This window comes from Muricomes intestini (assembly GCF_004346165.1).
Lineage (GTDB): Bacteria > Bacillota > Clostridia > Lachnospirales > Lachnospiraceae > Muricomes > Muricomes intestini.
In genome coordinates this window covers 1-24,561 of the sequence record NZ_SLZZ01000040.1, presented here as the reverse complement: position 1 = coordinate 24,561, position 24,561 = coordinate 1, and the positions used below count along the sequence as shown (strand labels likewise).

Annotated in this window: 20 protein-coding genes and 1 tRNA gene; 16 read left to right on the top strand and 5 right to left on the bottom strand. The window is 43.5% G+C overall.

What is annotated here, in order from left to right; genetic code table 11:
- Window positions 1-118 precede the first annotated feature (118 nt).
- Entirely contained in the window at window positions 119-655 is a 537-nt protein-coding gene (locus tag EDD59_RS16590; protein WP_132383934.1) for a flavin reductase, read from the top strand.
- Window positions 656-711: 56 nt separating this feature from the next.
- Window positions 712-1,764, top strand: coding sequence for a hypothetical protein (locus tag EDD59_RS16585; protein ID WP_132383932.1), 1,053 nt, complete (start codon window positions 712-714; stop codon window positions 1,762-1,764).
- A gap of 10 nt (window positions 1,765-1,774) precedes the next feature.
- Here EDD59_RS16585 and EDD59_RS16580 read toward each other — a convergent pair whose 3' ends face one another.
- The gene (locus EDD59_RS16580; RefSeq protein WP_132383930.1) at window positions 1,775-2,578 is read right to left on the bottom strand and encodes an SseB family protein; all 804 of its coding nucleotides are present in this window, start codon (window positions 2,576-2,578) and stop codon (window positions 1,775-1,777) included.
- A gap of 480 nt (window positions 2,579-3,058) precedes the next feature.
- Here EDD59_RS16580 and EDD59_RS16575 point away from each other — a divergent pair, with 480 nt between their 5' ends.
- Window positions 3,059-3,877: a hypothetical protein gene (locus tag EDD59_RS16575; RefSeq protein WP_165920983.1), complete on the top strand. Its 819-nt coding sequence runs from the start codon at window positions 3,059-3,061 to the stop codon at window positions 3,875-3,877.
- Window positions 3,878-3,922: 45 nt separating this feature from the next.
- On the opposite strand, the gene EDD59_RS16570 is transcribed toward EDD59_RS16575, so the two are convergent.
- From EDD59_RS16570 to EDD59_RS16560, 3 genes are all read right to left on the bottom strand, one after another.
- Window positions 3,923-4,639 (bottom strand): zf-HC2 domain-containing protein, encoded by a 717-nt coding sequence (locus tag EDD59_RS16570; protein ID WP_132383926.1) that lies wholly within the window; start codon window positions 4,637-4,639, stop codon window positions 3,923-3,925.
- Window positions 4,629-5,114: an RNA polymerase sigma factor gene (locus EDD59_RS16565; protein WP_132383924.1), complete on the bottom strand. Its 486-nt coding sequence runs from the start codon at window positions 5,112-5,114 to the stop codon at window positions 4,629-4,631. Before EDD59_RS16565 ends, EDD59_RS16570 begins: the two co-directional genes overlap by 11 nt.
- Before the next feature lie 109 nt (window positions 5,115-5,223).
- Window positions 5,224-5,294: transfer RNA gene (locus EDD59_RS16560), tRNA-Trp, on the bottom strand.
- A 278-nt stretch (window positions 5,295-5,572) separates the two neighbouring features.
- On the opposite strand from EDD59_RS16560, the gene EDD59_RS16555 reads away from it, so the two are divergent.
- The 13 genes from EDD59_RS16555 to EDD59_RS16495 all read left to right on the top strand — a co-directional run bounded on the left by EDD59_RS16555 (window position 5,573) and on the right by EDD59_RS16495 (window position 23,536).
- On the top strand, window positions 5,573-8,263 hold the full coding sequence (locus tag EDD59_RS16555) for a translation factor GTPase family protein (RefSeq protein ID WP_132383922.1): 2,691 nt from the start codon (window positions 5,573-5,575) through the stop codon (window positions 8,261-8,263).
- Window positions 8,264-8,288: 25 nt separating this feature from the next.
- Window positions 8,289-9,089 carry an FAD binding domain-containing protein gene (locus tag EDD59_RS16550; protein WP_132383920.1) on the top strand — a complete coding sequence of 267 codons (801 nt, stop codon included), beginning with the start codon at window positions 8,289-8,291 and terminating at the stop codon, window positions 9,087-9,089.
- Between the two features lie 2 nt (window positions 9,090-9,091).
- Window positions 9,092-9,559, top strand: coding sequence for a (2Fe-2S)-binding protein (locus tag EDD59_RS16545; protein WP_132383918.1), 468 nt, complete (start codon window positions 9,092-9,094; stop codon window positions 9,557-9,559).
- Window positions 9,556-11,838, top strand: coding sequence for a xanthine dehydrogenase family protein molybdopterin-binding subunit (locus EDD59_RS16540; RefSeq protein WP_132383916.1), 2,283 nt, complete (start codon window positions 9,556-9,558; stop codon window positions 11,836-11,838). Before EDD59_RS16545 ends, EDD59_RS16540 begins: the two co-directional genes overlap by 4 nt.
- An 84-nt stretch (window positions 11,839-11,922) precedes the next feature.
- Window positions 11,923-13,320, top strand: a complete 1,398-nt coding sequence (locus EDD59_RS16535; RefSeq protein WP_243117472.1) for a L,D-transpeptidase family protein — start codon at window positions 11,923-11,925, stop codon at window positions 13,318-13,320.
- A 136-nt stretch (window positions 13,321-13,456) separates the two neighbouring features.
- Window positions 13,457-15,709, top strand: a complete 2,253-nt coding sequence (gene pflB, locus EDD59_RS16530; RefSeq protein ID WP_132383912.1) for a formate C-acetyltransferase — start codon at window positions 13,457-13,459, stop codon at window positions 15,707-15,709.
- Window positions 15,710-15,823: 114 nt separating this feature from the next.
- The gene (pflA, locus tag EDD59_RS16525) at window positions 15,824-16,588 is read left to right on the top strand and encodes a pyruvate formate-lyase-activating protein (RefSeq protein ID WP_132383910.1); all 765 of its coding nucleotides are present in this window, start codon (window positions 15,824-15,826) and stop codon (window positions 16,586-16,588) included.
- Window positions 16,589-16,609: 21 nt separating this feature from the next.
- A complete protein-coding gene (locus tag EDD59_RS16520; protein WP_132383908.1) occupies window positions 16,610-16,990 on the top strand; it encodes a VOC family protein in 381 nt (126 codons plus the stop codon).
- Window positions 16,991-17,045: 55 nt separating this feature from the next.
- Window positions 17,046-18,518 carry an FAD-dependent oxidoreductase gene (locus tag EDD59_RS16515; protein ID WP_132383906.1) on the top strand — a complete coding sequence of 491 codons (1,473 nt, stop codon included), beginning with the start codon at window positions 17,046-17,048 and terminating at the stop codon, window positions 18,516-18,518.
- 204 nt (window positions 18,519-18,722) lie between these two features.
- Complete coding sequence (locus EDD59_RS16510; protein WP_132383904.1) at window positions 18,723-19,619, top strand: tocopherol cyclase family protein; 897 nt, start codon at window positions 18,723-18,725, stop codon at window positions 19,617-19,619.
- A gap of 94 nt (window positions 19,620-19,713) precedes the next feature.
- On the top strand, window positions 19,714-20,907 hold the full coding sequence (locus EDD59_RS16505; RefSeq protein ID WP_132383902.1) for a DUF4317 domain-containing protein: 1,194 nt from the start codon (window positions 19,714-19,716) through the stop codon (window positions 20,905-20,907).
- Window positions 20,908-21,007: 100 nt separating this feature from the next.
- The gene (locus tag EDD59_RS16500) at window positions 21,008-22,216 is read left to right on the top strand and encodes an amidohydrolase family protein (protein ID WP_132383900.1); all 1,209 of its coding nucleotides are present in this window, start codon (window positions 21,008-21,010) and stop codon (window positions 22,214-22,216) included.
- A 105-nt stretch (window positions 22,217-22,321) separates the two neighbouring features.
- Window positions 22,322-23,536: a MalY/PatB family protein gene (locus EDD59_RS16495; protein ID WP_207670429.1), complete on the top strand. Its 1,215-nt coding sequence runs from the start codon at window positions 22,322-22,324 to the stop codon at window positions 23,534-23,536.
- A gap of 99 nt (window positions 23,537-23,635) precedes the next feature.
- On the opposite strand, the gene EDD59_RS16490 is transcribed toward EDD59_RS16495, so the two are convergent.
- Window positions 23,636-24,451 (bottom strand): sensor histidine kinase, encoded by an 816-nt coding sequence (locus EDD59_RS16490; RefSeq protein ID WP_132383897.1) that lies wholly within the window; start codon window positions 24,449-24,451, stop codon window positions 23,636-23,638.
- Between the last annotated feature and the right edge of the window lie 110 nt (window positions 24,452-24,561).

The following is a 24,561-nucleotide window of genomic DNA, read 5'->3' as shown; positions in this document are numbered from 1 at the left end:
TGTCAAGTGTTTTCGGCAAAAAAGGTGGGTGATTTTTAAAATAAAGGGATGGAAAGCCTTGAAAAATGAAGGCTGGAAATTCCGAGAACTTATAATAGAAAAAGGGAGGAATCACACTATGAAGAAAAAAATCGAAATATTTGATTATGCCAATGATATTATGAAGGTGCTTGGAAATGGCGTCTTGCTCACCACAAAAGTAGAAGATAAGGTAAATTCCATGACCATTGGCTGGGGCACACTTGGAATTGTATGGGGGAAACCAACATTTATCACCCTCGTCAGGGAAAACCGCTTTACAAAGCATCAATTAGAAAAGAATCCTGAATTTACAATAAATATTCCATATGGAGACTTTGATAAAAAAATATTAGGAGTTTGCGGTACAAAGTCGGGACGTGATTGTGATAAAATTAAAGAATTGAATTTAACACTTGAAACGCCTGAGATTATTTCAGTCCCTGCAATTAAGGAATTTCCCCTGACACTTGAATGCAGAGTTTCATATAAACAGAAACAAGATATGCTTGCTATTGCGAAGGAGAATAAGAAGAAATTTTATCCTCAGGATGTTGATAGCTTTTTCCATGGCAGCAACAAGGATTTACACACTGCTTATTATGGAGAAATTGTCAGTGCGTATATTATCGAATAGGCAGCATAACTGGCAGTATCCCTTCATATAATTTTGTAAAAATGGAGGGAATGCTTGTGGTAATTCTGATCAGAAAAAGAGCCCTTTTCACAACAATCTGTGTAATCGTACTTGGAATTATCTGCTGCTTTATGCTGGTCCGCTTGATAAGACCGCCCGCAAAATCGTCACATAGACTTGTTGCGGGTGGAAATCTTTGTTCCCCATTGCAAAGTTCAAATGAAACTGTATCAGTAATGAATCAGGAGAGCGCAATCAACAGCGAGCGCTTTCAGCGGCCTTCTAAAGCACTTCCGTATCCTAATTCGTATTCATTTAAGAATTTCCAAAAAGAAAATGAAACTCCACCGCTGCTGGAGAAGCATTTTGACAATCCTGAGGACTTAATCCTTGCATATTATGGAATATTGCGGGAAGCTTCTAATATGTTTGGCTATTCAGGCGGGTGTGGTACGATTGGATTGTCGAAAGCTCCTTACCCGTATGCATACGAATTGCTGACAAAGGAAATGCAAAAGGAAGTGTCACTTAATCAATTTATTGATTCATTTGAGGGAATAGGATATACAACTCTTTTGAAACTGATTCCCGCATACACGCCCTCCCGTACACCTGCCCGCATTCAATACTATATGGTTGAAATAGAGGTGATAACCGGGATCAAAGTTAATGGCAATGAAGAGCAATATGAAGGCAGTCAATTTGCCTATTATTATGGTCTGATTACAACGGAAAAAACTTCTGATGAGAATTGGAAGATTAAGAATATTTACTATATTCCTGAAGATTTTCTCTGTGCGCCCATGCATAGTTGGTTTTACCTTTCGGACGCCATAGTGCAAATTGTCTATGGGAATAATTTGAAATTAATTGATAAAATAGACAAAACCGAGCATAAAGACGACATGATCTATATTTATGCGTCCGGAAACGGAAAAAGCTATCGGTTTGATTTTGTCAGACTTACTAATGGGTATGATATCCTTCTCCATGAATATATTCTTGACAATGGAAGCTGGAAAGAAACAAATCTATTGGGCGATAATTGGAAAAATATGAAGTTGACTATAGAAAATAACCAATTACATAGGACGCTGACTCCATCATAGTGTTTTTAGCTCATTCTGCCCATATCTGTGCAAATCGCTGCAGGAGTCCGGGAATCGTATCTTTTGAGATTACAATATTCATGCTTTGTGGGTTAATTACAATTCCATCTACACCGGCTCCAAGCATCTTTTCGACATTCACAAAGTCGAACATATTTACCTGAAAACGATTTTCAATATGAAACTTTTTTAATTCATTGTGATCTGTAAAAAATGGCTGGAACATCTTTCCCTCCTTATTTTTCACACAGGGGATTTTAATATTGGAACCACTGGGCACTTCCCCTTTTTCCTGCACTTCCAAAGCCATAAGAAGTCTGGAGCGCACCAAGTTGACAGCCATTTCTTCTTCCAAATTGCGAAGTTCCGGTTTCTCGTTATTTGGCTTATTCCGATATATCTCCTGCATGAAATAAAGTCCGGTCAACTGCAGCTGCGGATTTACAACAGGCTGTTTTTCTTTTGGAAGTTTGGAATAATCAGGTGGTACAACTACTTTATCCAGTGGCATTTTTGTGGTCTGTTCTTCTTCCACAAATACGATTTCGTTTACTCCCAGCAGGTACAAGCTGCTGTAAAATCCCAAAAGCTGAGCATTTTTCATACGTACAATCATCATAAAATCCTGATTTTCATCCTTAAACTTTTGAGTAATTTCTTTCGCTTTCTTTTCTGTTGAAAATACCCATACCTGGTCGTTGAACGTTTCCTCGTCACATGTGATAAAGGGCATTTTTGTTCCCTGACCAAAAGCAATATATGTGGTTTCCATTTTCTGCATTTTCTTTACTTGTATCGGAAATTTGTTTTCCATGACAGACCTCAATTCATTTGTTTTCTAAAATTATACTACAAGCTGTATTTTATCTCAATTGATTATCATAACTTTATTTTACTTCAAAACATCAATCAAAAAAATGTATCATATAATAAAAATAAAATTTTATTCTACACCTTTAATGGACTGATGTCAATAATAAGTTTACTTTTTTAAAAAAATATGTTATACTAAATTTATTGAATAATGTAGAAGTCAAAAGGTATTTTGCCCGCTGATACCTACGGATTGCTCCGCACTTTGTGCTCCCGCAATCCTAAAAACATTCGAAATCCGCCCTATTCGGGCTACTTTCTCATGTTTCATGGGTCCCAAGGTCATGCTTTTTTCATGCAAGCATGAAACGCATGACCTTGGGAGCCTAGTATCATTGCATATATTTAACACCAATTATAATATAGCAAAATTTACAGCATCTCAATGTATTATAATCAAAAAGCTAAAAGAAAGGAGAGTATGATTATTTGTATCTACAAATATCATACAAGACATAAAATGCAAGTAGTTGGAAAAAAAGTTGAACACAAAGCCTTCGGACAGGGAACAATAACAAATCATTCAGGAAATATTGTTACTGTCTCCTTTTCCAAGGAAGATAAAAAATTCATATATCCTGACGCCTTTGCTAACTTTTTAACGTTCAAAAACCAGTCTGCTCAAAATGAAATAAATACTATATGTAACAGACAGCTAGAGTTGAAGAACGCTCAAAAACAAGTGATTCAGGAAAAACAGGAGCGCCGTCAGAGACTCCGTACTTTAAAAATCACGGCAAATTCGCAAGCAGCTTTTAATATTGATCTAAATGACCTAAATGAGATTTTTTCATCTGGTACTGTATCGACCGGATATTATCTAAGTGGCCATTCTAAGGGAGAACCGCGCGTTCCGAGTAAGTTAAGGCCCAACTCTGCCTGCTTGTTGACCGGACGTACTCCTAATACTCCGGAAAAAGAGCGTCGGATACTGGGAGTCATTATGGTAAAGGATGATTTTTGGGGAGACTTATGCAAAAACGGAATTGTAGAATGTCACGACCAGTATAAAATCCGCTTGAATTCAAACAACAGTATGCTGTATTGGGATTATTTCGATGGCAGCAATCCTCTCCCACGATGGGGAAGTACGGTGTTCAAATATTTTTCAAACAGCATGATGCAGCAAATCCTGCTCGATATGAAGGAAACATCCCAGAACGTCGAAGAAGAGAGGGCTATTCACGCGTTTTATCAATATTTCTGTGACATAAATCACTTGCCACAATTAACGGATTAAGCGAGTTAAATAGCATGGCGGACTCATAGACGTATTTGGGGATATCTAAAGACCGCCATGGCCATATAACTTGGCAGCTTTTTCCTCAATTTCGCTGGGAGCTTTTCTGATAGGGTCTCCTTCCTCCCAGATAACTTTATATTCTTTCTTCCCTTCCCGGCCATAAGTGATGCCTTTAAAGTCTTGTGTGAAATCTCCTCCATTAATTAAGCTGCCTCTCTGTACTACTGCGGGCCATACTTTTTCAGGCTCTTTTTCGCCTTTTGAATTAATCATATCCCAGATTGTGGTATAAAACACCACGTTTGCCTCTGGAGGAACTTTTGCTTTTCTTGTTATTTCATAATTTTCCGGTGATGTGTAGTCGGAAAATCTACCTTGGTTTGAGTTTTCCGGCATTGTTACCTCCAAATAGATATCACCGTTTTTTAATTCATACAATGCTGCAATATTATTATCATTGATACTTACCGGAAATTTAATGAAATTGAATATAATACACAGCAATCCAATAATCAGAAATGGAAGGAGCATTAAAAGGAGTTTATAAATAAACAAATTTTTTTTGATTTTATGGATTAGCTTTTCTTCGTTAATATCGGCGGCAGGAAATATACCTTTAATATCTTTTTTCATTTCAGTATAATATTTTCGGCAGGTATCACAATCGGATAAATGTGTTTCTATCTCTTGATTGCTTTCATTGCTGGTTAAGCCATCTATATATGAAGGCAATAAATCCTTGATTATCTCACATTTCATCGCTTTCCCTCCTTAATTGCAATTTTCCGCGATAATAGGTAACTCGAGCCCAATTCTCATCTTTTCCCATTATTTCTCCAATTTCCCTAAAACTGAAATTACCATCTATTCTCAAATACATGACTTCCCGCATTGGCTCGTTAAGCTCATGAAGTAGTTTATACATGTCCATCATTTGCTCCTTTCTAAGTACGTGCGCTTCAGGTGAATCAGATGATACAAGCTTTTCTTGGCTATGCTCATATGTATCTTCCCTTTTTCTTCTCTTTAAATCTTTAATCCATACATGTTTTGCTATTTGACACAGCCATACATATAGTTTGCAGTCCCCCCTAAAATTCCCAATAGACTTAAGTGCCTGAAAAAAAGTTTCCTGAGTCAATTCTTCGGCAAGGTTTGAATCATGACAAAGACTAAAAAGGTATCTATAAACCTGTGGCATATACTCACTATAAATTTTTTCTATATCTGCCATGAATCCACCTCCTTATAATATATGTATCAATTATTGAGATTTCGTTACAAAAACAGGCTGATTTATAAATAAAAAAATAAGCGCTCATCCTAAAATGAACGCTTAAAAGCAGGGGATGAGAGAATCGAACTCCCACCAAAGGTTTTGGAGACCCCTATCATACCATTTGACCAATCCCCTGTATGTTATGGCATAACCGTCAGCCACCTGACTAGTATACTAAGAGAAACAATGTTTGTCAAGAAAAAGCTATAAATTTGGTCTTGGGATTGTTTCTAAAGGGAGGGGCCGGTAATTATTTCCCGGCCTGGTTATGAAAAAAAGAAAATCTATATGAAAAGGCTGTTGTCCTTTGATGTTTATTGTTATAGAAGAAAGTGCTGTTGCAAACTGGACATAAAAGAGGTAGAATCCTTTTGTAAGAAAGACGACGGAGATAAACCGAAGGAGAAGCATTATTGAAGACGGGCAGAGAAAAGCAACTGGTGGCTGGAATCCTGGCTCATGTGGACGCGGGGAAGACAACCTTATCAGAAAGTATGCTGTACTTAAGTGGAAGGATTCGGAAGTTGGGGCGGGTGGACCACAGGAATGCATTTTTGGATACATATGAATTGGAGCGTGCCAGGGGAATTACAATATTTTCCAAGCAGGCTGTATTTTCATGGGAAAATATAGAGATTATTTTGCTGGATACGCCGGGCCACGTGGATTTCTCTGCGGAGATGGAGCGGACCCTTCAGGTGTTGGATTATGCTGTTCTTGTTATAAGTGGGCCAGACGGTGTGCAGGGGCATACAGTGACACTTTGGCGTTTGCTGAAGCGATATCAGATTCCTACATTCATATTTGTGAATAAAATGGACCAGGCAGGAACAGGCAGAGAATCCATTTTAAAGGAATTGAAAAAACGTCTGGGTGAAGAGTGTGTTGATTTTGGTGAGGCTTCTGCCCGGGAAGATAGGAGCAGTGAATGGTTTGAAGAACTTGCTTTGTGTGGGGAAGAACTACTGGAGGAATACCTGGGAACAGGGCAGATAGAGAAATCGTCTGTGGCAGAGGCGGTCTATTCAAGAAAGATATTTCCCTGCTATTTTGGCTCGGCACTTTATACAGATGGCGTGGAAGAATTGCTGGAAGGCATGCGGGAGTATGCGAAAAGCAAAGCATATCCTTCGGATTTCGGCGCCAAGGTTTATAAGATTGCCAGGGATGAGCAGGGAATCAGGCTGACTTATCTGAAAGTGACCGGCGGTATTTTGAAGGTGAAAGATATCCTTCCTGATATAGAAGAGAAAGTAAACCAGATCCGGATTTATTCCGGGTCAAAATATGAAACGGTACAGGAAGTGGCTGCAGGGGGAGTCTGTGCGGTTACAGGACCTGAGCATACATACCCCGGACAGGGAATCGGCGCGGAGGAAGGGTTGGATATGTTTGTTCTGGAACCGGTTCTTACCTATCAGATACAGCTTCCTCCTGGCTGTGACGTGCACAGCATGCTGCAGAATCTGAAGCAACTGGAGGAAGAGGACCCCCAGCTGCATATTGTCTGGGAGGAACAGCTGGGAGAGATTCATGCAAAGCTGATGGGAGAAGTACAGACTGAAGTCCTAAAAAACATTATTAAGGAACGATTTGGTGTAAGCGTAGAATTTGGCGCGGGGGACATTGTATATAAGGAGACCATAGAAGGGTTCGCAGAAGGAGTGGGACATTTTGAACCCCTTCGCCATTATGCGGAAGTTCATCTTTTGCTGGAGGCAGGAGAAAGGGGGGCGGGAGTTCAGTTTGCGTCAGACTGCAGCGAAGATATGCTGGATCGGAACTGGCAGAGGCTGATACTCACACATCTGGAGGAGAAGGAGCATAGGGGAGTCCTGACAGGGGCCGGCATTACAGATATCAAAGTCACCCTGATTGCCGGACGGGCGCACCTGAAACATACAGAAGGCGGAGATTTTCGCCAGGCGACTTACAGGGCTGTCAGGCAGGGGCTGAAAAGAGCAAAAAGTATCCTTTTGGAGCCTTACTATGAGTTTCGGCTGGAGGTCCCCGGCGAAAATATAGGACGGGCCATATCGGATATCCAGAAAATGTACGGGGATTTTGAGCCGCCGGAATTGGAGGATGGGATGTCTGTTCTCACAGGGACCGTACCGGTGTCAACTATGAGGGGATACCAGACAGAACTTCTCTCCTACACAGGAGGGCGGGGCAGACTATTCTGCAGCCTGAAAGGCTATGAAGCCTGTCACAATGCAGAGGAAATAATAGACATGAAGGGTTATGATTCAGAGACAGACCTGGAGAACCCGACGGGTTCCGTATTCTGTGCACATGGGGCCGGATTTGTCGTGAAATGGAATCAGGTGGAGGAATATATGCATGTGGAAAGTCCTCTTAAAGTATCGTTGCCGGAGGAGGAAAGACACAGTTATGAACCGGCGTCTTCTTCCGCTTCCAGAATAGAATTGACTGAGGAGGAACTGGATGCAATTTACAGAAAAACACCAGATCCAATCCGAAGAATGGCAGACAGCAGGCCGATAACTGTAAAGGCTCCGGAGAGAGGTAAATATGATGCTAAAAGAGAAGAATATTTACTGGTTGACGGGTACAATATTATTTTTGCATGGGAAGAGCTGAAAGCGCTGGCAGAAATAAACCTGGAAAGTGCCCGGGACAAGCTGATGGATATTTTATGCAATTATCAGGGATATAAGAAATGTATACTGATTCTGGTGTTTGACGCATATAAAGTGGCGGAAAATCCAGGAGAAGTGCAAAAATATCACAACATTAATGTGGTGTATACAAAAGAAGCTGAGACGGCAGACCAGTATATTGAGAAGACAGTCCGCAATATGGACAGAAAATATGATGTTACGGTAGCTACATCAGATGCCCTGGAACAGGTCATCATCATGGGGCAGGGGGCACAGCGTCTTTCGGCAAAAGGCTTGAAAGAAGAAATAGAACTGATGCTAAAGGAGATAAGAAGTGAATATTTGGGACGTCCGGCCGAGGACAGGAACTATCTCTTTGACTATATGACGGATGAACTGGCAAAAGAGATGGAGAGTGTCCGGCTTGGGAAAAGTGGAAATTTTGAGAATATTCTGAAAACGGACCGCAAAAGGGTCTGACCCCTTTGACGAAAGGAGCGTTGTTTTGCTGACGATTAATAATTATGTAAAGGCAAAGTCTCTGGAGGAGGCTTATGAGTTGAATCAGGCCAGAAATGCCCGTATTATGGGCGGCATGCTTTGGATGCGGCTGGGAAATGCGAGAGTACAGACATTGATAGATTTATCGGACCTAGGTCTGGATCAGATTGAGGAGACTGCCCATGTATTCCGTATTGGGGCTATGTGTACGCTGCGGCAGTTGGAGCTTCATGAGGGACTCAAAGTTTTGTATGGTGATTCTATTGCGGAATCTGTGCGGCATATCGTTGGAGTACAGTTTAGAAATCAGGCGACTGTGGGAGGCAGTGTCTATGGCCGATTTGGGTTTTCGGATGTGCTAACCTGTCTGCTGTCTCTGGATACGTTTGTGGAATTGTACAACGGGGGGACAATCCGCCTGTCGGAATTTATCAATAGAAAACGGGACAAGGATATTCTTGTATCCATTATTATAAGGAAAAGCAATAGGAGACTTAAATATGACGCTGTCCGCCGGGCAAAGACGGATTTTCCGGTGCTGACGTGTGCAGTTGTGGCAGGTCCGGTGCATGGGAAAGAGACCTGGTATTTTTCTGTAGGGGCAAGGCCTATGAAGGCTAAGGTTCTGGAAAAAAAGTGGAGTATTCCCAGAGATATTTCTGATGGCTTGTTAATGGATTATGCCAAGGAAGCAGCAGCTGGTTTTGACTATGGCACAAATATGCGGGGGAGCGCCGAGTACCGCCGGCATCTGGCGGAGGTTCTCATTCGGCGTTCGATGCATGCAATTTTGATGGAGGAATAATCATGACGGTGGAGTTTGTATTAAATGGGAAAAGGGTGACCGCGGAGGCCACAGGTGACACTGTACTTCTGGATGTTTTGAGAAATTTGGGATGCCACAGTGTAAAATGTGGCTGTGAGACGACCAACTGTGGACTGTGCACCGTTTGGGTTAATGGAAAATCTCGTCTTTCCTGCTCTGTACTGGCACTGAGCATAGAAGGACAGGAGATTACGACTCTGGAGGGTGTGAAAGAGAAGGCAGAGGAGTTTGGAAGCTTTCTGGCAGCAGAAGGAGCTGAGCAATGTGGTTTCTGTTCCCCGGGATTTATTATGAATGTACTTGCTATGGTAAGGGAGCTGAAAAATCCCAATATAGAGGAAATCAAGGAATATCTTTCAGGAAACCTGTGTAGATGCACTGGATATATGGGGCAGCTGCGGGCTATATGTAAATATATGGAACATATGAAAGAGGAGGTACATTCATGAGAGTGGTGAATCAGCCTGTACCTAAGGTGGATAGCCGGGCACTGGTGGAAGGGCAGCCGGTATATACCGATGATCTGGCGCCGGCGGACTGTCTGATTGTAAAACTGCTGAGAAGCCCTCATGCCCATGCACTGATTCAGGACATCAATCTGACCAGGGCACTGGCTGTACCCGGAATTGAATGTATTTTGACATATGAGGATTGTCCGGACAAACGCTTTACCATGGCAGGACAGTCATATCCGGAGCCAAGCCCCTACGACAGACTGATTTTAGACCAGCGTGTCAGATTTGTAGGGGACGCTGTGGCGATTGTGGCGGGAACCGGCAAGGAAGCTGTAAACAAAGCAATGAAGCTGATTAAAGTAAAATATGAGGTGCTGGAGCCTCTGCTGGATTTTAGAAAGGCGAAAGACAATGCCATTTTAGTTCACCCAGAGGATAATTGGAAAAGCCTTTTTCCGGTGGGTGCCGACAATAAGAGAAATCTCTGTGCCCATGAGGAGGATGGGCAGGGAGATATTGAGAGTGTGCTGGTTTCCTGTGATTATGTGCTGGACAGAACCTATCATACAAAGGCAAACCAGCAGGCCATGATGGAGACTTTCCGCACCTACACGCACCTGGACACTTATGGAAGGCTGAATGTGGTGTCTTCCACTCAGATTCCCTTTCATGTGCGCCGTATTCTGGCAACGGCTCTTGATATACCGAAGTCGAAAGTCCGGGTCATCAAGCCGAGAATCGGGGGCGGATTTGGCGCAAAACAGACCGCGGTTACTGAAGTGTATCCGGCGTTGGTTACATGGAAAACGGGAAAACCCGCAAAGCTTGTTTATACCCGGGAGGAATCTTTTATTGCATCTTCTCCCAGACACGAGATGGAGATCCGCGTCAGGCTTGGAGCAGACAAGAATGGAATTATAAAAGGAATCGACGTGTATACACTTTCCAATACCGGAGCATTTGGAGAGCATGGACCGACCACGGTGGGGCTGTCGGGGCACAAGTCTATTCCACTCTACGGGAAAGCAGAGGCTTTCCGTTTCATTTATGATGTGGTTTATACAAACGTGATGTCTGCGGGAGCCTACCGGGGTTACGGTGCTACCCAAGGCATATTTGCGATGGAGTCCGCTGTAAATGAAATGGCCGGAATACTTGGCATGGACCCGGTTATACTGCGTGAAATCAACATGGTGAAGGAGGGGCAGACAATGCCCGCTTACTATGGAGAGACTGCAAACAGCTGTGCCCTGGACCGTTGTCTGGCGCGGGCAAAAAAGATGATCGACTGGGATAATAAATATCCCTATCGGGATATGGGAGGCGGAAAGATCCGCGGCGTGGGGGTGGCTATGGCTATGCAGGGCTCCGGAATTGCCTCTCTTGATACAGCATCCGTAGGAATCAGAGTAAACGATGACGGCTTTTATACTCTGATGGTAGGCGCTACAGATATGGGGACTGGAAGTGATACAATATTGGCCCAGATGGCCGCTGAATGTCTGGACTGTGACATGGAGGAAATTATCGTACATGGTGTAGATACAGATTCCTCCCCCTATGACTGCGGCTCCTATGCATCCAGTACAACTTACGTGACAGGAATGGCAGTACTTAGAACCTGTGAAATACTCCGGAGGAAAATTTGTGCAAAAGGGGCATCCTACATGGACTGTGCTCCGGATGATGTGGGATTTGACGGGGAAAAGGTTCTGAATCTGAAAACCGGGGAGAGCATATCCAGGCAGGAAATCGGTAACCGTGTGATGTGCAATAATGAAGATGCACTGTATGCGAGCGAGGCCTTCTCATCCCCGATATCACCCCCGCCCTTTATGGTCGGTATAGCCGAGGTAGAGATAGACAAGGAGACGGGACAGATTGAAATGATAGATTATGCGGCAGTGGTAGATTGTGGAACTGTGATAAATCCGAATCTGGCGAGAGTGCAGACAGAGGGCGGAATTGCACAGGGAATCGGCATGGCACTCTTTGAGGATATCGTGTATAACGAAAAGGGAAAGAATTACAGCAACTCATTTATGCAATATAAAATACCCAGCCGTCTAGATGTAGGAGAGATTCGTGTCGAGTTTGAGAGCAGCTACGAACCTACCGGGCCCTTTGGGGCGAAATCCATCGGGGAAATTGTAATAAACACCCCGCCCCCGGCTATTGTAAATGCTGTACACAATGCGACCGGAGTGCTGATAAGAGAACTTCCTGTTACGGCCGAAAAAATTTACCGGGGGATGAAAAATAAAGAAAAGTAATAAGTTTTACGACTTTTTTCTTGAAAAATATTCTATTTAATGTGATGATATAAGCAGGTAAGGCTTATGAGGAGGGCACATAAAGTGGAAAACAGAAAGAAGTTATTACTTGCACTAGGAATCCCGGCTGGAATTTTAATTTGCAGTTACCTCGGGATTTCTGTTTATTTTATTAATCATTTCTATTACGGTACGAAAATTAATGGCGTTAATTTCTCTATGAAAACGACAGGTGAAGTGGAGAGTCATTTTGCAGAACAGATAGGAAACTATTCATTAACGGTGGAGCCTAAAGAAGGATTAGAAGAGAAAATAGTAGGTTCGGATATATCTATAAAGTATAAGAAGAGCCGGGGAGTAAAAAAAGCACTGAAGGGCCAGAATGCATTCCTCTGGCCATCCATGTTTTGGAAGAAGCAGATTATCCGGGAGGACTTAGGGTTTGACTACAATAAAAGACAACTTGACACCAGGATACAGGAACTGAAAAGTTTTCAAAATGAGGGTAAATCTGACCCGGTGAATGCAAAGCCGGAGTTTGACGGCGACAAATTTGTGGTGAAAGCGGAAGTTCTTGGGACGAAGGTGGATCAGAAAGCAATGCAGGAGGAGGTAACCGATGCCGTACAAAGGCTGGAGCCAGTACTGGATCTGGATAAGACGGAGTGTTACCTAAAACCGAAGTATACCTCCGAATCTAAAGAAGTAATCGGCGCATGTGAAGTACTGAATAATTATAGCAGGGCAAGCATCACTTATGACATGTCCCCGGAGCAGGAAGTGGTGGATAAGAAATTAATTTCAACATGGCTTACCTGGGATGGGAATATGAATGTAACTTTTCACGAGGAAAAAGTAGGTGAGTACATGAATGGGTTTGTAGCCAAATATGAAACACTTTATAGAACAAGGCCTCTGGTCACCCCCTCAGGAAAGGCTGCCGAGGTAAGCGGGGGTACTTATGGCTGGTCAGTCGACGGAGCTACGGAGACTCAGGCCCTGCTTGCCAGTATCAAAAATGGAGAGGTCATTACAAAGGAACCTGCATATTTTCAGCGTGCAGCCACTCATGAGGCACAGGACTGGGGAAAGACGTTTATTGAAGTGGATTTAAGTGACCAGTATATGTGGTACATTATGGAAGGGAATGTAGCTTTAGAGACAGCTGTCGTTACAGGCAGGCCTTATGACCACTCGACCCCTCCAGGTGTGTATGATGTTTTGTGGACGACCACAAATACTGTTCTGGTAGGAAACATTGTGCCGGAGACAGGAGAGCCTGAGTATGAGACCCATGTAGATTACTGGATGCCGGTGACTCACAGCGGCATAGGTTTCCACGACGCACCATGGCAGCCTGCATTTGGAGGAGATATGTACTGGACGAACGGCTCTCATGGCTGTATCAATATGCCCTGGGATAGTGCAGCAGCACTCTACAGTATGGTGTCATCCGGCACCCCGGTAGTTATGCATTATTGACAAAATTGCACAAAATTAGATACAAGAGGGCAAAATGAGAACTATTTTCATTTTCCTCTTGTTTTTTATAAACTGTAATGTTATACTGTGCGTGAAATCAAGGAAAACCTGCATTTATCAGAGGAGGATCTTATATATGAAACAGTATGGACAATGGGATGATTTTAATGGAAGGCTTTGGAAAGAGGACATTGATGTTCGTGATTTTGTACAAAAAAACTATACTCCTTATGTAGGAGATGAAAGCTTTTTGGCAGAGCCCGCAGAGGCTACAAATCAATTATGGGGTAAGCTTCAGGAGCTCCAGAAAGAAGAGCGTGCTAAAGACGGCGTTCTAGATATGGAGACAGAGGTGGTTTCCGGGCTGACAGCCTACGGACCGGGATATATAGATAAAAAAACAAAAGATTTAGAGCAGGTAGTAGGGCTTCAGACAGATAAGCCGCTGAAAAGAGCATTTATGCCCTATGGCGGGATTAAAATGGCAGAGCAGGCATGTACGACTTACGGATACCAGCCCAGCGAAAAGCTGCATGAGATTTTTACAAAGTATCATAAGACACATAATCAAGGCGTATTTGACATTTATACCCCGGAAATGAAAAAAGCACGCCACAATAAGATTATTACCGGACTTCCGGATACGTATGGAAGAGGGCGTATTGTTGGTGATTATCGCCGTGTTGCTCTCTACGGAATAGACTTTTTGATTGAAAAGAAGATGGAAGACTTTAATGAGACCGAGAGACACGGAATGAAAGGGACAGATTTCCGTCTCCGTGAGGAGGTCGCAGATCAACTAAAAGCTCTGAAAGAAATGAAAGAAATGGCAGCAGTTTACGGCTACGACATTTCCCGGCCTGCAAAAAATGCAAAAGAAGCAGTGCAGTGGCTGTATTTTGGATACTTGGCGGCGATTAAGACACAGAACGGTGCAGCCATGAGTGTAGGCCGTATTTCTACATTCCTAGATATTTATATTCAGAGAGATATGGAAAAAGGACTGTTAAATGAGGCACAGGCTCAGGAATTGATTGATCATCTGGTTATGAAATTCAGAATGGTGAAGTTCGCAAGAATCCCTTCCTATAATGAGCTGTTCTCCGGAGACCCGGTGTGGGCAACTCTGGAAGTGGCAGGAATCGGACAGGACGGGCGTCCTATGGTTACGAAAAATGATTTCCGCTTCCTTCACACACTGGAAAACATGGGACCTTCACCGGAGCCAAACCTGACAGTGCTATATTCCTCAAGACTGCCTGAGAGTTTTAAGAAATATGCTTCCCATATTTCGATTGCGACAAGTTCTATTCAGTATGAGAATGATGATGTAATGCGTCCGGTATGGGGAGATGACTACTCAATTTGCTGCTGTGTATCTGCGACACAGACAGGCAAGGAAATGCAGTTCTTTGGTGCCCGGGCCAACCTGGCAAAGTGCCTGCTCTATGCAATCAATGGCGGTGTGGATGTGAAGTCCGGAGAACAGGTAGGTCCGGCGTATAAGCCGATTACTTCTGAATATCTGGACTATGATGAAGTGCTGGATAAGTATGACGCAATGATGGAGTGGTTAGCTAAGTTATATGTTGACACATTGAACATGATCCATTATATGCATGACAAATATTATTATGAAGCTGCAGAGATGGCTCTGATTGACACCGACGTGAGAAGAACATTTGCAACAGGAATTGCAGGCTTCTCCCATGTGGTTGATTCTTTAAGTGCAATCAAGTATGCTAAAGTTAAGGTAATCCGCGATGAGGCGGGCACAGCTGTGGACTTCGAGACAGAGGGTGACTTTCCGAGATATGGAAATGATGATGACTGTGCAGATGATATTGCGGTGTGGCTGCTGAAAACCTTCATGGCCAAACTGAGAAAGTGCCATACCTATAGAGATTCAGAGCCTACCACTTCGATTTTGACCATTACCTCTAATGTGGTATATGGCAAAGCAACCGGCTCACTTCCGGATGGAAGAAAAGCAGGAGAGCCCTTGGCACCGGGTGCAAACCCATCTTACGGTGCAGAGCAGAATGGACTTTTAGCTTCTCTGAACTCAGTTGCAAAGTTGCCTTATGAGGAAGCACTGGATGGTATTTCCAATACCCAGACAATCAGTCCGGGAGCATTGGGACACAATCCGGAAGAGCGGATTGACAATTTAACCCATGTGCTGGACGGGTACTTTGACCAGGGAGCGCATCACCTGAATGTCAATGTATTTGGAAAAGAGAAGTTAATTGATGCAATGGAACATCCCGAGAAAGAAGAGTATGCGAACTTCACAATCCGTGTATCCGGGTATGCAGTGAAGTTTATCGACTTGACACGTGAGCAGCAGATGGACGTTATTTCCAGAACCTGCCACGCAGAGATGTAAGCATAACATAAAAGGTTTGATCCACCAAACAAAGGGGTCTGACCCCTTTGAAAAAGGGTCAGACCCCATTGCAGTTTACGATAAGTTGGTTTTATCAAATATGAGGTGAAGATTATGAAAGGACAAAAAGAATTGACAGGATATATTCATTCGTTGGAAAGCTTTGGCTCGGTGGATGGACCGGGTGTGAGGTATGTAATTTTTATGAGCGGTTGTGCAATGCGCTGTCAATTCTGCCATAATCCCGACACCTGGAATATGCATTCCGGCACACAGTATACGGCAGATGAACTCCTTGCCAAGGCTAGAAAGTACCGCTCCTATTGGGGCAGTGAAGGAGGAATCACCGTAAGCGGGGGCGAACCGCTGCTGCAGATTGATTTTCTGACTGAATTGTTCCGAAAAGCAAAGGAAGAGGGGATTCACACTGCACTGGATACAAGCGGTAATCCCTTTACAAGAAAAGAACCATTTTTTGAAAAATTTCACGAATTATTGAAATATACGGATTTAATATTACTGGATATCAAGCATATAGATGAAGAACAGCATCGGATATTAACAGGGTGCACGAACAGTAATATCCTGGACATGGCAGAGTATCTTTCAGAGGTTGGAAAGCCTGTATGGATCAGGCATGTTCTGGTACCAGGGCGAAGTGATAAAGATGAGTATTTAAAAAAGCTGGACATCTTCCTTCAAAAGCTGCATAATGTAGAAAAAGTGGAGGTTCTCCCCTACCATACACTTGGGACATATAAGTGGAAGGAACTGGGGCTTACCTATCCGCTGGAGGGTGTGGAGCCCCCGTCCGAAGAACGCGTGGACAATGCCAGACGGCTGCTCCATGCTGAGGACGAAGAGACAAAGAAAGAGTGAGAATGAAGGAGGCAGCAGAGTATGAAAGAACTTGCTACAGGGATCCAGCATATCGGGATACCGACTAATGACATGGAGAGAACACTGGAGTTTTACAGAAAACTTGGATTTGAGCCAGCTTTTGAGACGGTGAATGACGGAGAAAAGGTGGTTTTCCTGAAGCTTCACAATCTAGTAGTGGAGGCTTATGAAAACGGCTGTGCAAAGCTGGAGTACGGTGCCATCGATCATGTAGCTATTGATGTGATTGATGTTGAGAAGGCTTATAAGGAAGTCTGTTCCCTGGGACTGAATACACTGAATGATGAGATACATTTTCTCCCATTCTGGGAGAACGGCGTGAGGTTCTTTACCATTGAGGGACCGAACAAGGAAAGAGTGGAGTTCAGCCAGTTTTTATAAAATAAATCGTATATTTTCCCCAATCAGGTATATGCTACTTTTGAGGTGAAAAAGTATGTCTGAAAAATCTATTTGGAGCGAATCTGTGTCTGGGAAAATGCGAAGCTCACTCGGAGAAAATATACGCACCAACACGGTGATTATCGGCGGTGGAATGGCGGGAATTCTGACCGCCTATTTTCTGGTACAGGCCGGGGTGCCCTGCGTTGTGGTGGAAGCGGACAGAATTGGGAGCGGACAGACAAAGAACACGACAGCGAAAGTGACCTCCCAGCACGGTCTGATCTATGAGAAACTGCTGCAAAGCGAGGGGCTGGAGAAGGCGAAGCAATATGCCCGGGCAAATCAGGAGGCAATTGAAAGATATCGGAATCTTGCAGGAATATTAAAAAATGATGTGGAGTGGAGAGACTGCTCTTCCTACTTGTATACAAGACAAGACACGAAAAAGCTGCAGCGGGAATTTGAGGCAGCCCAAAAGCTTGGTATTCAGGCTGAACTTACAGAGAAGACAAGCCTTCCCTTTGAAGTGAAACAGGCACTGGAATTCAAGAGACAAGGACAAATCCATCCTTTGAAGTTTTTATACAGTATTGCGGAGAATATTACTGTATATGAAAAGACAAAAGTGAAATGTGTAGAAGAACATGTGGTGAAGACCGATTCAGGGGAGATATATGCAAAACACATTGTATTTGCATGTCATTATCCATTTCAGAACAGACCGGGCTATTATTTTCTGAGAATGCATCAGGAAAGGAGCTATGTTCTGGCAATAAAATCCGGAGGAATCTTGGAGGGAGTATATTATGGCATTGATGAAGATGGAGTGTCCCTCAGACAATGGGGAGAATACCTGCTTCTGGGAGGGGGGAGCCACCGTACCGGGAAAAAAATATGTGGAAATCCCTATGAATATTTGACCCATGTGGCAGATGAGTACTGGCCTGGGTGTCCTGAAGCCGCCCGCTGGTCTGCACAGGACTGCATGACACTGGATAAAATCCCTTATATTGGGCAGTACAGCCGGAGCCGGCCGTACTGGTACGTGGCGACAGGGTTTCAGAAGTGGGGAATGACAGGCTCAATGGTGTCGGCTATGATCTTGTCGGATCTCATTTGCAAAAGAAAAAGTAAATATGCAGAAGTGTTTTCTCCTCTGCGGTTTCATATGCAGACTTCTGTGGGACCATTTTTCAATGAAAGCGGTCACGCGGCAGCCGGACTGATGAAGCAGGCGGCAGGGGCTCCGGAAGAAAAGCTGGAAGCCCTGCGGCCAGGACAGGGCGGCACTATAGAACAGGGCGGCAGAAAGTACGGTGCATACAAGGATGAATCGGGAAAGGTATACAAGATATCGGTAAGATGCCCGCATCTGGGGTGCCAGCTTCAATGGAACGAGGTGGAAAAAAGCTGGGACTGCCCATGCCACGGTTCCAGGTTTGATTACAGAGGCAGACGTCTGAATGAACCTGCCCAGGAAGATATAGGATGTCACATTCTGGATATCAGGACGGGATCTGATTGAACAGGTGTTAGGCAGATAATGGATTGAAACAGACCCTAAATAATTTACGAAAACAATAATTTATGAAAATAATGATGTAGGGGTCAAAAGGTATTTTGACCCCTACATCATATCATATGTGCTGACATGCGTATAAATTCTAGAAGAGGAGGTTATTCTAAAATTATAGGCACGTAGAAGAACGAATGGGGAGGCTGAGGCAAGATGCAGAACCAATATTTTCATGGAGATAAGAAACACTATCCATATTTTGAGGGCTGGTATTTGAAGCATCAGATTGAGGGAAAGACGATTGCGTTTATTCCGGCTGTCCATGGGGATGAGAATGGAAAATGGAGTGCCTCCTTACAGATACTGTTAAATGATGGAGCAAATGCTGGATCATGGTATCTAACGTGGCCCATAGAAGAATGTAAGATCGAAAAAAACAGGTTTTGGGTGCAGCTGGGAGAAAATATATTTTCCGAAAAGGGGATATCTGTTGACATAGAAAATGAAGAGCTTTCTGTTCATGGCAAAATTGCCTATTCGGGCTTTCAAACAATCAGGGGAGATATCATGGGATTCTTCAGGTTTCTTCCGTTTATGCAGTGCAGACATGGCATTATCAGTATGTATCACAGTTTAAAAGGAAACTTAAATATTAACGGGAAAAACATTATATTTACTAATGGCAGGGGATATATTGAAACGGATAGGGGGCAGTCTTTTCCCCGGGATTACCTTTGGACACAATGTGGGTTCGGGAACAGAAACAGTATTATGGTATCCGCAGCTGATGTTCCCATATTGGGAAGAAGCTTCAGAGGGTGTATCTGCGCCATCCATTATAATATGAGGCCATATCGGCTTGGGACTTATTACGGTGCCAGAATTCCGGAATATGAGGACGGAAGAATTACACTTAAGGAAGGACGGAAGCTGTTGAAAGTCACAAGACTGGATGAGCATCCCTTTAAGCTTCGGGCACCGGCCTTGGGGAGCATGGAGCGAATGATCAAGGAGAGTCCGGTATGCCGGGTACGGTATGAATTTTGGGTGGGAAAGAAAAAGCTTTTTGATATAATATCCGGCCAGGCCTCCTTCGAACAGGTACTTTGAGAAAATTGTATTGAGTTACCCCGTTTTTCCGTTTATAATGGAAAACGGGGTGCTTTTTATCCCTGTATCAAAAATATGTAAAGAGGGAAGATAAATGAATAAGAAAGAAGTACTTGAAATTAGAAAGCAGTTTACTCCAGCCAACTGTGCTATCACCCGTATCTGCGGATGCTATGTGGACCATGAAAAAAATAAGAAGATGGAGTCCAGAGATGCATTTCTCTCTCTGCCCGAGGAGGAAGCATTTAAGTATTTTGATATTTTCAAGAAGACAATGTCAGGAACAATGGGGAGGAATATGCTTAATATGGAATTCCCGCTGGATTCGGAGATGCCGGGGGGCACCCAGGAATTTCTACTGAAGCTAAGAGACAGCAAGCTGGAAGATGATGAGCTTTTGGAGGAATTCTATGATAAGATTATAGAAAGCTACATATACGAGGAAAATTATTATATTGTTTTGATTCATGCCATGTATGATATTCCGGGCAAATCCTCCGATGGCATTGAAATGTTTGATGCATCGGATAATGTGTACGAATATCTTTTATGCAGTATTTGTCCGGTAGCACTGTCCAAACCGGGACTTTGCTACAATGCGGAGGATAACAGGATTCAGGACAGAATCCGGGATTGGATAGTAGACAAGCCGGATAAGGGTTTTTTATTCCCTGCATTTACGGACAGGAATATGGATATTCATGGTGTACTGTATTACACAAAGAAATCAGAAGATTTGCAGGAACAAATGATTGAAACTGTCCTGGGGGCTAAGCTGCCTATGTCTGCGGATACCCAGAAAGAGACATTTCAAATGCTGATTGAGGACACTCTGGGCGAGGAGGGCGATTATGAAATGGTCCGCAATATCCATGAAACTCTGAATGAAATGATAGAGGAGCACAAGGAGGAGCCTGAACCGCTGGCGCTGGACCAGACTGATATGAAGAAGATTTTTGAAAAAAGCGGTGTTCCCAATGAAAATATGGAAAGCTTTGATAAGAATTTTGAGGAGACAGCGGGAGAGAAAGCATCCCTCTTAGCGTCCAATATTACTGAAGCAAGAAAATTCAATATTGAGACACCGGATGTCATTATTAAGGTAAACCCGGAGAGGATGGATTTGGTGGAGACCCGGGTTGTTGACGGAAGACAGTGTCTTGTGATTGCAGTTGATGATCATATAGAAGTCAACGGGGTGAACGTGAGGACTCTGAAAAGCGGGAAAGCAGGGTCCAGCGGAGGAACAGAAGAACCGGCAGAGATTGAAAACTTTCAGGAAATATGATATTGTTAAAACATGGACAAAGCAAGACAAAAACTATCATAACAGCCTTGCAGGCATGGGGAATGTCTAGTAGGAAATGTCCGGAAAGGGTGGCAGCTTAATGATTTATTGTGGAAAGCATTTGATTACAGGAGACGGAAAGACACATCTAACAGATGCGGCGGTAGTTGTGAGCAAAGAGGGAAAAATTCAGGATGTAGGCGCCAAAAACGAGGTGTTAGATAAGTATCCGGAGGATGAAGTGAAGGATTATGGGGATGTGACGCTTCTTCCGGGACTTTGTGACATGCATGTACATTTTGGATACTATTATAGTCAGCCGGATCAGTATAAATTTGATGACTATATGATTGCCTATTATGCTCAGGAGCAGGCAAAGATTGCACTGAGTCTTGGAATTACAACTGTCCGTGATTTGTCCTCCCCCCACAATCTGTGTAAGCAGCTCCGTCTGGCGGGAGAGAAGGGGTATGTAAAGGTGCCGAGGATTATTCATTCGGATGCAGGTATATGCATGACCGGCGGACACGGACATGACGACGGAATCGAAGAGGCTGATGGCGAGTGGGAAATCCGCAAGGAAATCAGAAAACAGCTGCGGGACGGTGCCGATTGGGTAAAGATTTTAACGAGCAATAGAACGAGCATACCGGAATTTACTCAGGAAGAGTTAAATGCTGCGGTGGATGAGTCTCACCGGGTAGGTGTAAAATGTGCGGTGCATGCCGGGCTTCAGCCGGCACTTCAGATGTCCATAGATGCGGGCTTTGACACCATTGAGCACGGGACATTTCTTACATATGAGCAGGTGAAGCAGATGGCAGAAAACGGGCAGGCCTGGGTTCCAACGATGACAGCCTATACTGTCCTTTACGAGTTCTGCAAAGAAAAGCTGGAAGCAGGATATGACAGCGGAGACAGAATTGCGGTAAAGGCAATAAAAGATATGGCTTTCTTTGAGCCGGCTTACAATGCATATAAAGATAATTTTAAGAAATTTTATGATACAGGCGTGACCGTCTGTACTGGAAGTGACATGGTTCTGTATGAGGCACCTCCGCTTCCAATCAACCGCGAGATGGAGCTTATGGTGGAGTATGGTATCACACCGCTTCAGGCCATTGAAACGGCCACCTCCAACCCGGCGAAGGTGCTTGGCATGGAGAATATAATGGGACAGCTTAAAGCAGGGCTTGAGGCTGACATGATTGTGGTGAAGGGCAATGTGGCCGGGGATATCAAGGCGGTCAATGACCTGGTTGACGTTTATATGAGCGGAGAACTGGTGTATGCAAGCCCAGAGAAATAACCTGCAGAAATGTAATATACAAAAAGCAGAGCATCTGACGGCTCTGCTTTTTGTAAAAAGACCTGAACTAAAAGAAAAGCTAAAAAGAGAGGACAGCAGATTACGATGAAATATGATTTTACAACTATTATGGACAGGGCCGGGCATGATGCGATGGCCGTGGAACAGATTCCTGCGGAAGGAGCGGAAGTAAAAGAAGGGTTTTCCAAAATTCCCATGTGGGTTGCCGATATGAATTTCCCTACACTGCCGACTATTTTGGAGGAAATGGAAGAAAGGCTGAAGCATCACCATTTTGGATATTTTGGTTTATCTGATCAGTATTACGAAAGTATTATAAGCTGGCACAGGGACAGATTTAAAGTGACAGGGATGGAGAAACCTGATATTGGATATGAGAATGGTGTGCTTGGCTGTGTCTCATCGTCTGTTCAGGCATTTACGGCACCGGGGGAGGCTATTTTGCTGCATTCACCCACTTATATCGGATTTACAAAGACGGTGGAAAATCTGGGCAGGAAAATTGTACTGAGTGATTTGAAACGGGACGAAAAGGGCACCTGGCGTATGGATTACGAGGATATGGAGAAAAAGCTTGAAGAAAATCATATTCACTGTGCTATTTTCTGTTCACCTCACAATCCATCGGGAAGAGTGTGGGAGAGAGACGAAATTGAGAGAGCGATGGAGATTTATAAAGGGCATGACTGTGTCGTGATATCCGATGAGATATGGGCGGACCTCACGCTGCCGGACTATACACATATTCCGACTCAGACCGTATCTAAAGATGCAAGAAATAGGACGGTTGCCATATATGCGCCTTCTAAGACCTTCAATCTGGCGGGATTGACCGGCTCCTATCATGTGATCTACAATTCTTATCTGAGGGACCGTGTTGAAAAGCTGTCAGGCGCCTCACATTATAATTCCTGCAATGTCCTTTCTATGCATGCATTGATCGGGGCGTACAAACCAGAGGGAAGGGAATGGGTGGATGAACTGAGGCATGTAATCGGAGAAAATGTAGAATATGCCTATCATTATGTTACCAGCCACTTTAAGGGCGTGTCGCTGGCAAGACCGGAGGGAACCTATATGCTGTTTCTGGACTGTGAGCAGTGGTGCCAAGAGCATAAAAAGAGCCTGGATGAGCTCCTAAGGTCTGGAATAGAAGTCGGAGTTATCTGGCAGGATGGCAGGCCGTTTCACGGAGAGTATGCTATCCGGGTAAATCTGGCACTGCCTCACGAGTTGGTGAAAGAAGCCATGGAAAGACTTAGAAAGTATGTATTTACAGAAGCAGAAAAAAATTCTTAAGCATGGGAGGCGGAGAAACCTGCCTCCATTTTCTTTCTCGGCAACACCTTGCCAAGTAGGAGCATTATACCATATCCGCAGCTCCGATACACGCAATATTCAACTTTCAAACCAAACATGGATGCTAATAACATTATTCTGGTAATTTGCGGTAATTGTACCGCCCATTTTCTCTGTAAGTATTTTAGCGATAGATAACCCCAGTCCTGTGGATTTTCTAGCAGAATTTACGGTGTAAAAACGATCAAATAATCTGCCTGTCTGAATTTCTGTCAGGCCGGAAGCATGATTGGAAAATATAATTTCTCCCTTTTCTGTCAGCAAAATTTTCAAGTCGCCATCACTATACTTAATTGAGTTACTGATAATATTACTGAAAATCCTGGCTACTAAATTTTCGTCTACAAAACATATAATCTTTTGGTCCGGTATAGATATTTCTGGAGTGATGTTTTGTTGCTTTAGCACAGCGTAGTATGAAGTGATGCTTTCCTCCAAAATCTGATTAATATTCACATTTTTCAGTGCAATTTCTTCGCTGTCAGAAATCGCAATTGTATAATTAAAAAGCTCTTCGGTCAGTTTTCTTAAGGCCATGGTGCGATTTTCAACTATGTTGAGGTAGCGGGTAACTGTTTCGCTTTTTTCTTCTTTGCCAAGCAAATTTAAATACCCACATATTGCTGTAAGAGGAGTGCGCAAGTCGTGGGATATATTTGTGATAGAATTTTTTAATTCGATGTCGCCCTGTCTGTACTGATGCCTTTGCTCTTGTAAATTTTTTAACTGAATATTCAGATCATGGGCAAGCGAACATATTAATTTATCATGGGAAGAAATCGTAATAGGAATATTCGTGTCGCTGGCTAGCTTATCGGCAACCCCTTTTTTTATCTCCTTTATTGATTGGCGCATTAAGTATATCTTAACTGTTTATTGTATAATAAAAATACAGAAAGTTGCAAAACAAAAATGTAGGTCGTTGCACCTACAAAATGTAGGTAATTGCAAAGTATCCTGACAGT

Excerpts from the sequence above, each read along its gene's own strand:
- EDD59_RS16490 (WP_132383897.1), bottom strand. The coding sequence starts at position 24,451 with ATGCGCCAATCAATAAAGGAGATAAAAAAAGGGGTTGCCGATAAGCTA.
- EDD59_RS16500 (WP_132383900.1), top strand. The coding sequence starts at position 21,008 with ATGATTTATTGTGGAAAGCATTTGATTACAGGAGACGGAAAGACACAT.
- pflB (WP_132383912.1), top strand. The coding sequence starts at position 13,457 with ATGAAACAGTATGGACAATGGGATGATTTTAATGGAAGGCTTTGGAAA.
- pflA (WP_132383910.1), top strand. The coding sequence starts at position 15,824 with ATGAAAGGACAAAAAGAATTGACAGGATATATTCATTCGTTGGAAAGC.
- EDD59_RS16575 (WP_165920983.1), top strand. The coding sequence starts at position 3,059 with ATGATTATTTGTATCTACAAATATCATACAAGACATAAAATGCAAGTA.
- EDD59_RS16515 (WP_132383906.1), top strand. The coding sequence starts at position 17,046 with ATGTCTGAAAAATCTATTTGGAGCGAATCTGTGTCTGGGAAAATGCGA.
- EDD59_RS16545 (WP_132383918.1), top strand. The coding sequence starts at position 9,092 with ATGACGGTGGAGTTTGTATTAAATGGGAAAAGGGTGACCGCGGAGGCC.
- EDD59_RS16495 (WP_207670429.1), top strand. The coding sequence starts at position 22,322 with ATGAAATATGATTTTACAACTATTATGGACAGGGCCGGGCATGATGCG.
- EDD59_RS16565 (WP_132383924.1), bottom strand. The coding sequence starts at position 5,114 with ATGGCAGATATAGAAAAAATTTATAGTGAGTATATGCCACAGGTTTAT.
- EDD59_RS16590 (WP_132383934.1), top strand. The coding sequence starts at position 119 with ATGAAGAAAAAAATCGAAATATTTGATTATGCCAATGATATTATGAAG.
- EDD59_RS16505 (WP_132383902.1), top strand. The coding sequence starts at position 19,714 with ATGAATAAGAAAGAAGTACTTGAAATTAGAAAGCAGTTTACTCCAGCC.
- EDD59_RS16580 (WP_132383930.1), bottom strand. The coding sequence starts at position 2,578 with ATGGAAAACAAATTTCCGATACAAGTAAAGAAAATGCAGAAAATGGAA.
- EDD59_RS16540 (WP_132383916.1), top strand. The coding sequence starts at position 9,556 with ATGAGAGTGGTGAATCAGCCTGTACCTAAGGTGGATAGCCGGGCACTG.
- EDD59_RS16510 (WP_132383904.1), top strand. The coding sequence starts at position 18,723 with ATGCAGAACCAATATTTTCATGGAGATAAGAAACACTATCCATATTTT.
- EDD59_RS16520 (WP_132383908.1), top strand. The coding sequence starts at position 16,610 with ATGAAAGAACTTGCTACAGGGATCCAGCATATCGGGATACCGACTAAT.
- EDD59_RS16570 (WP_132383926.1), bottom strand. The coding sequence starts at position 4,639 with ATGAAATGTGAGATAATCAAGGATTTATTGCCTTCATATATAGATGGC.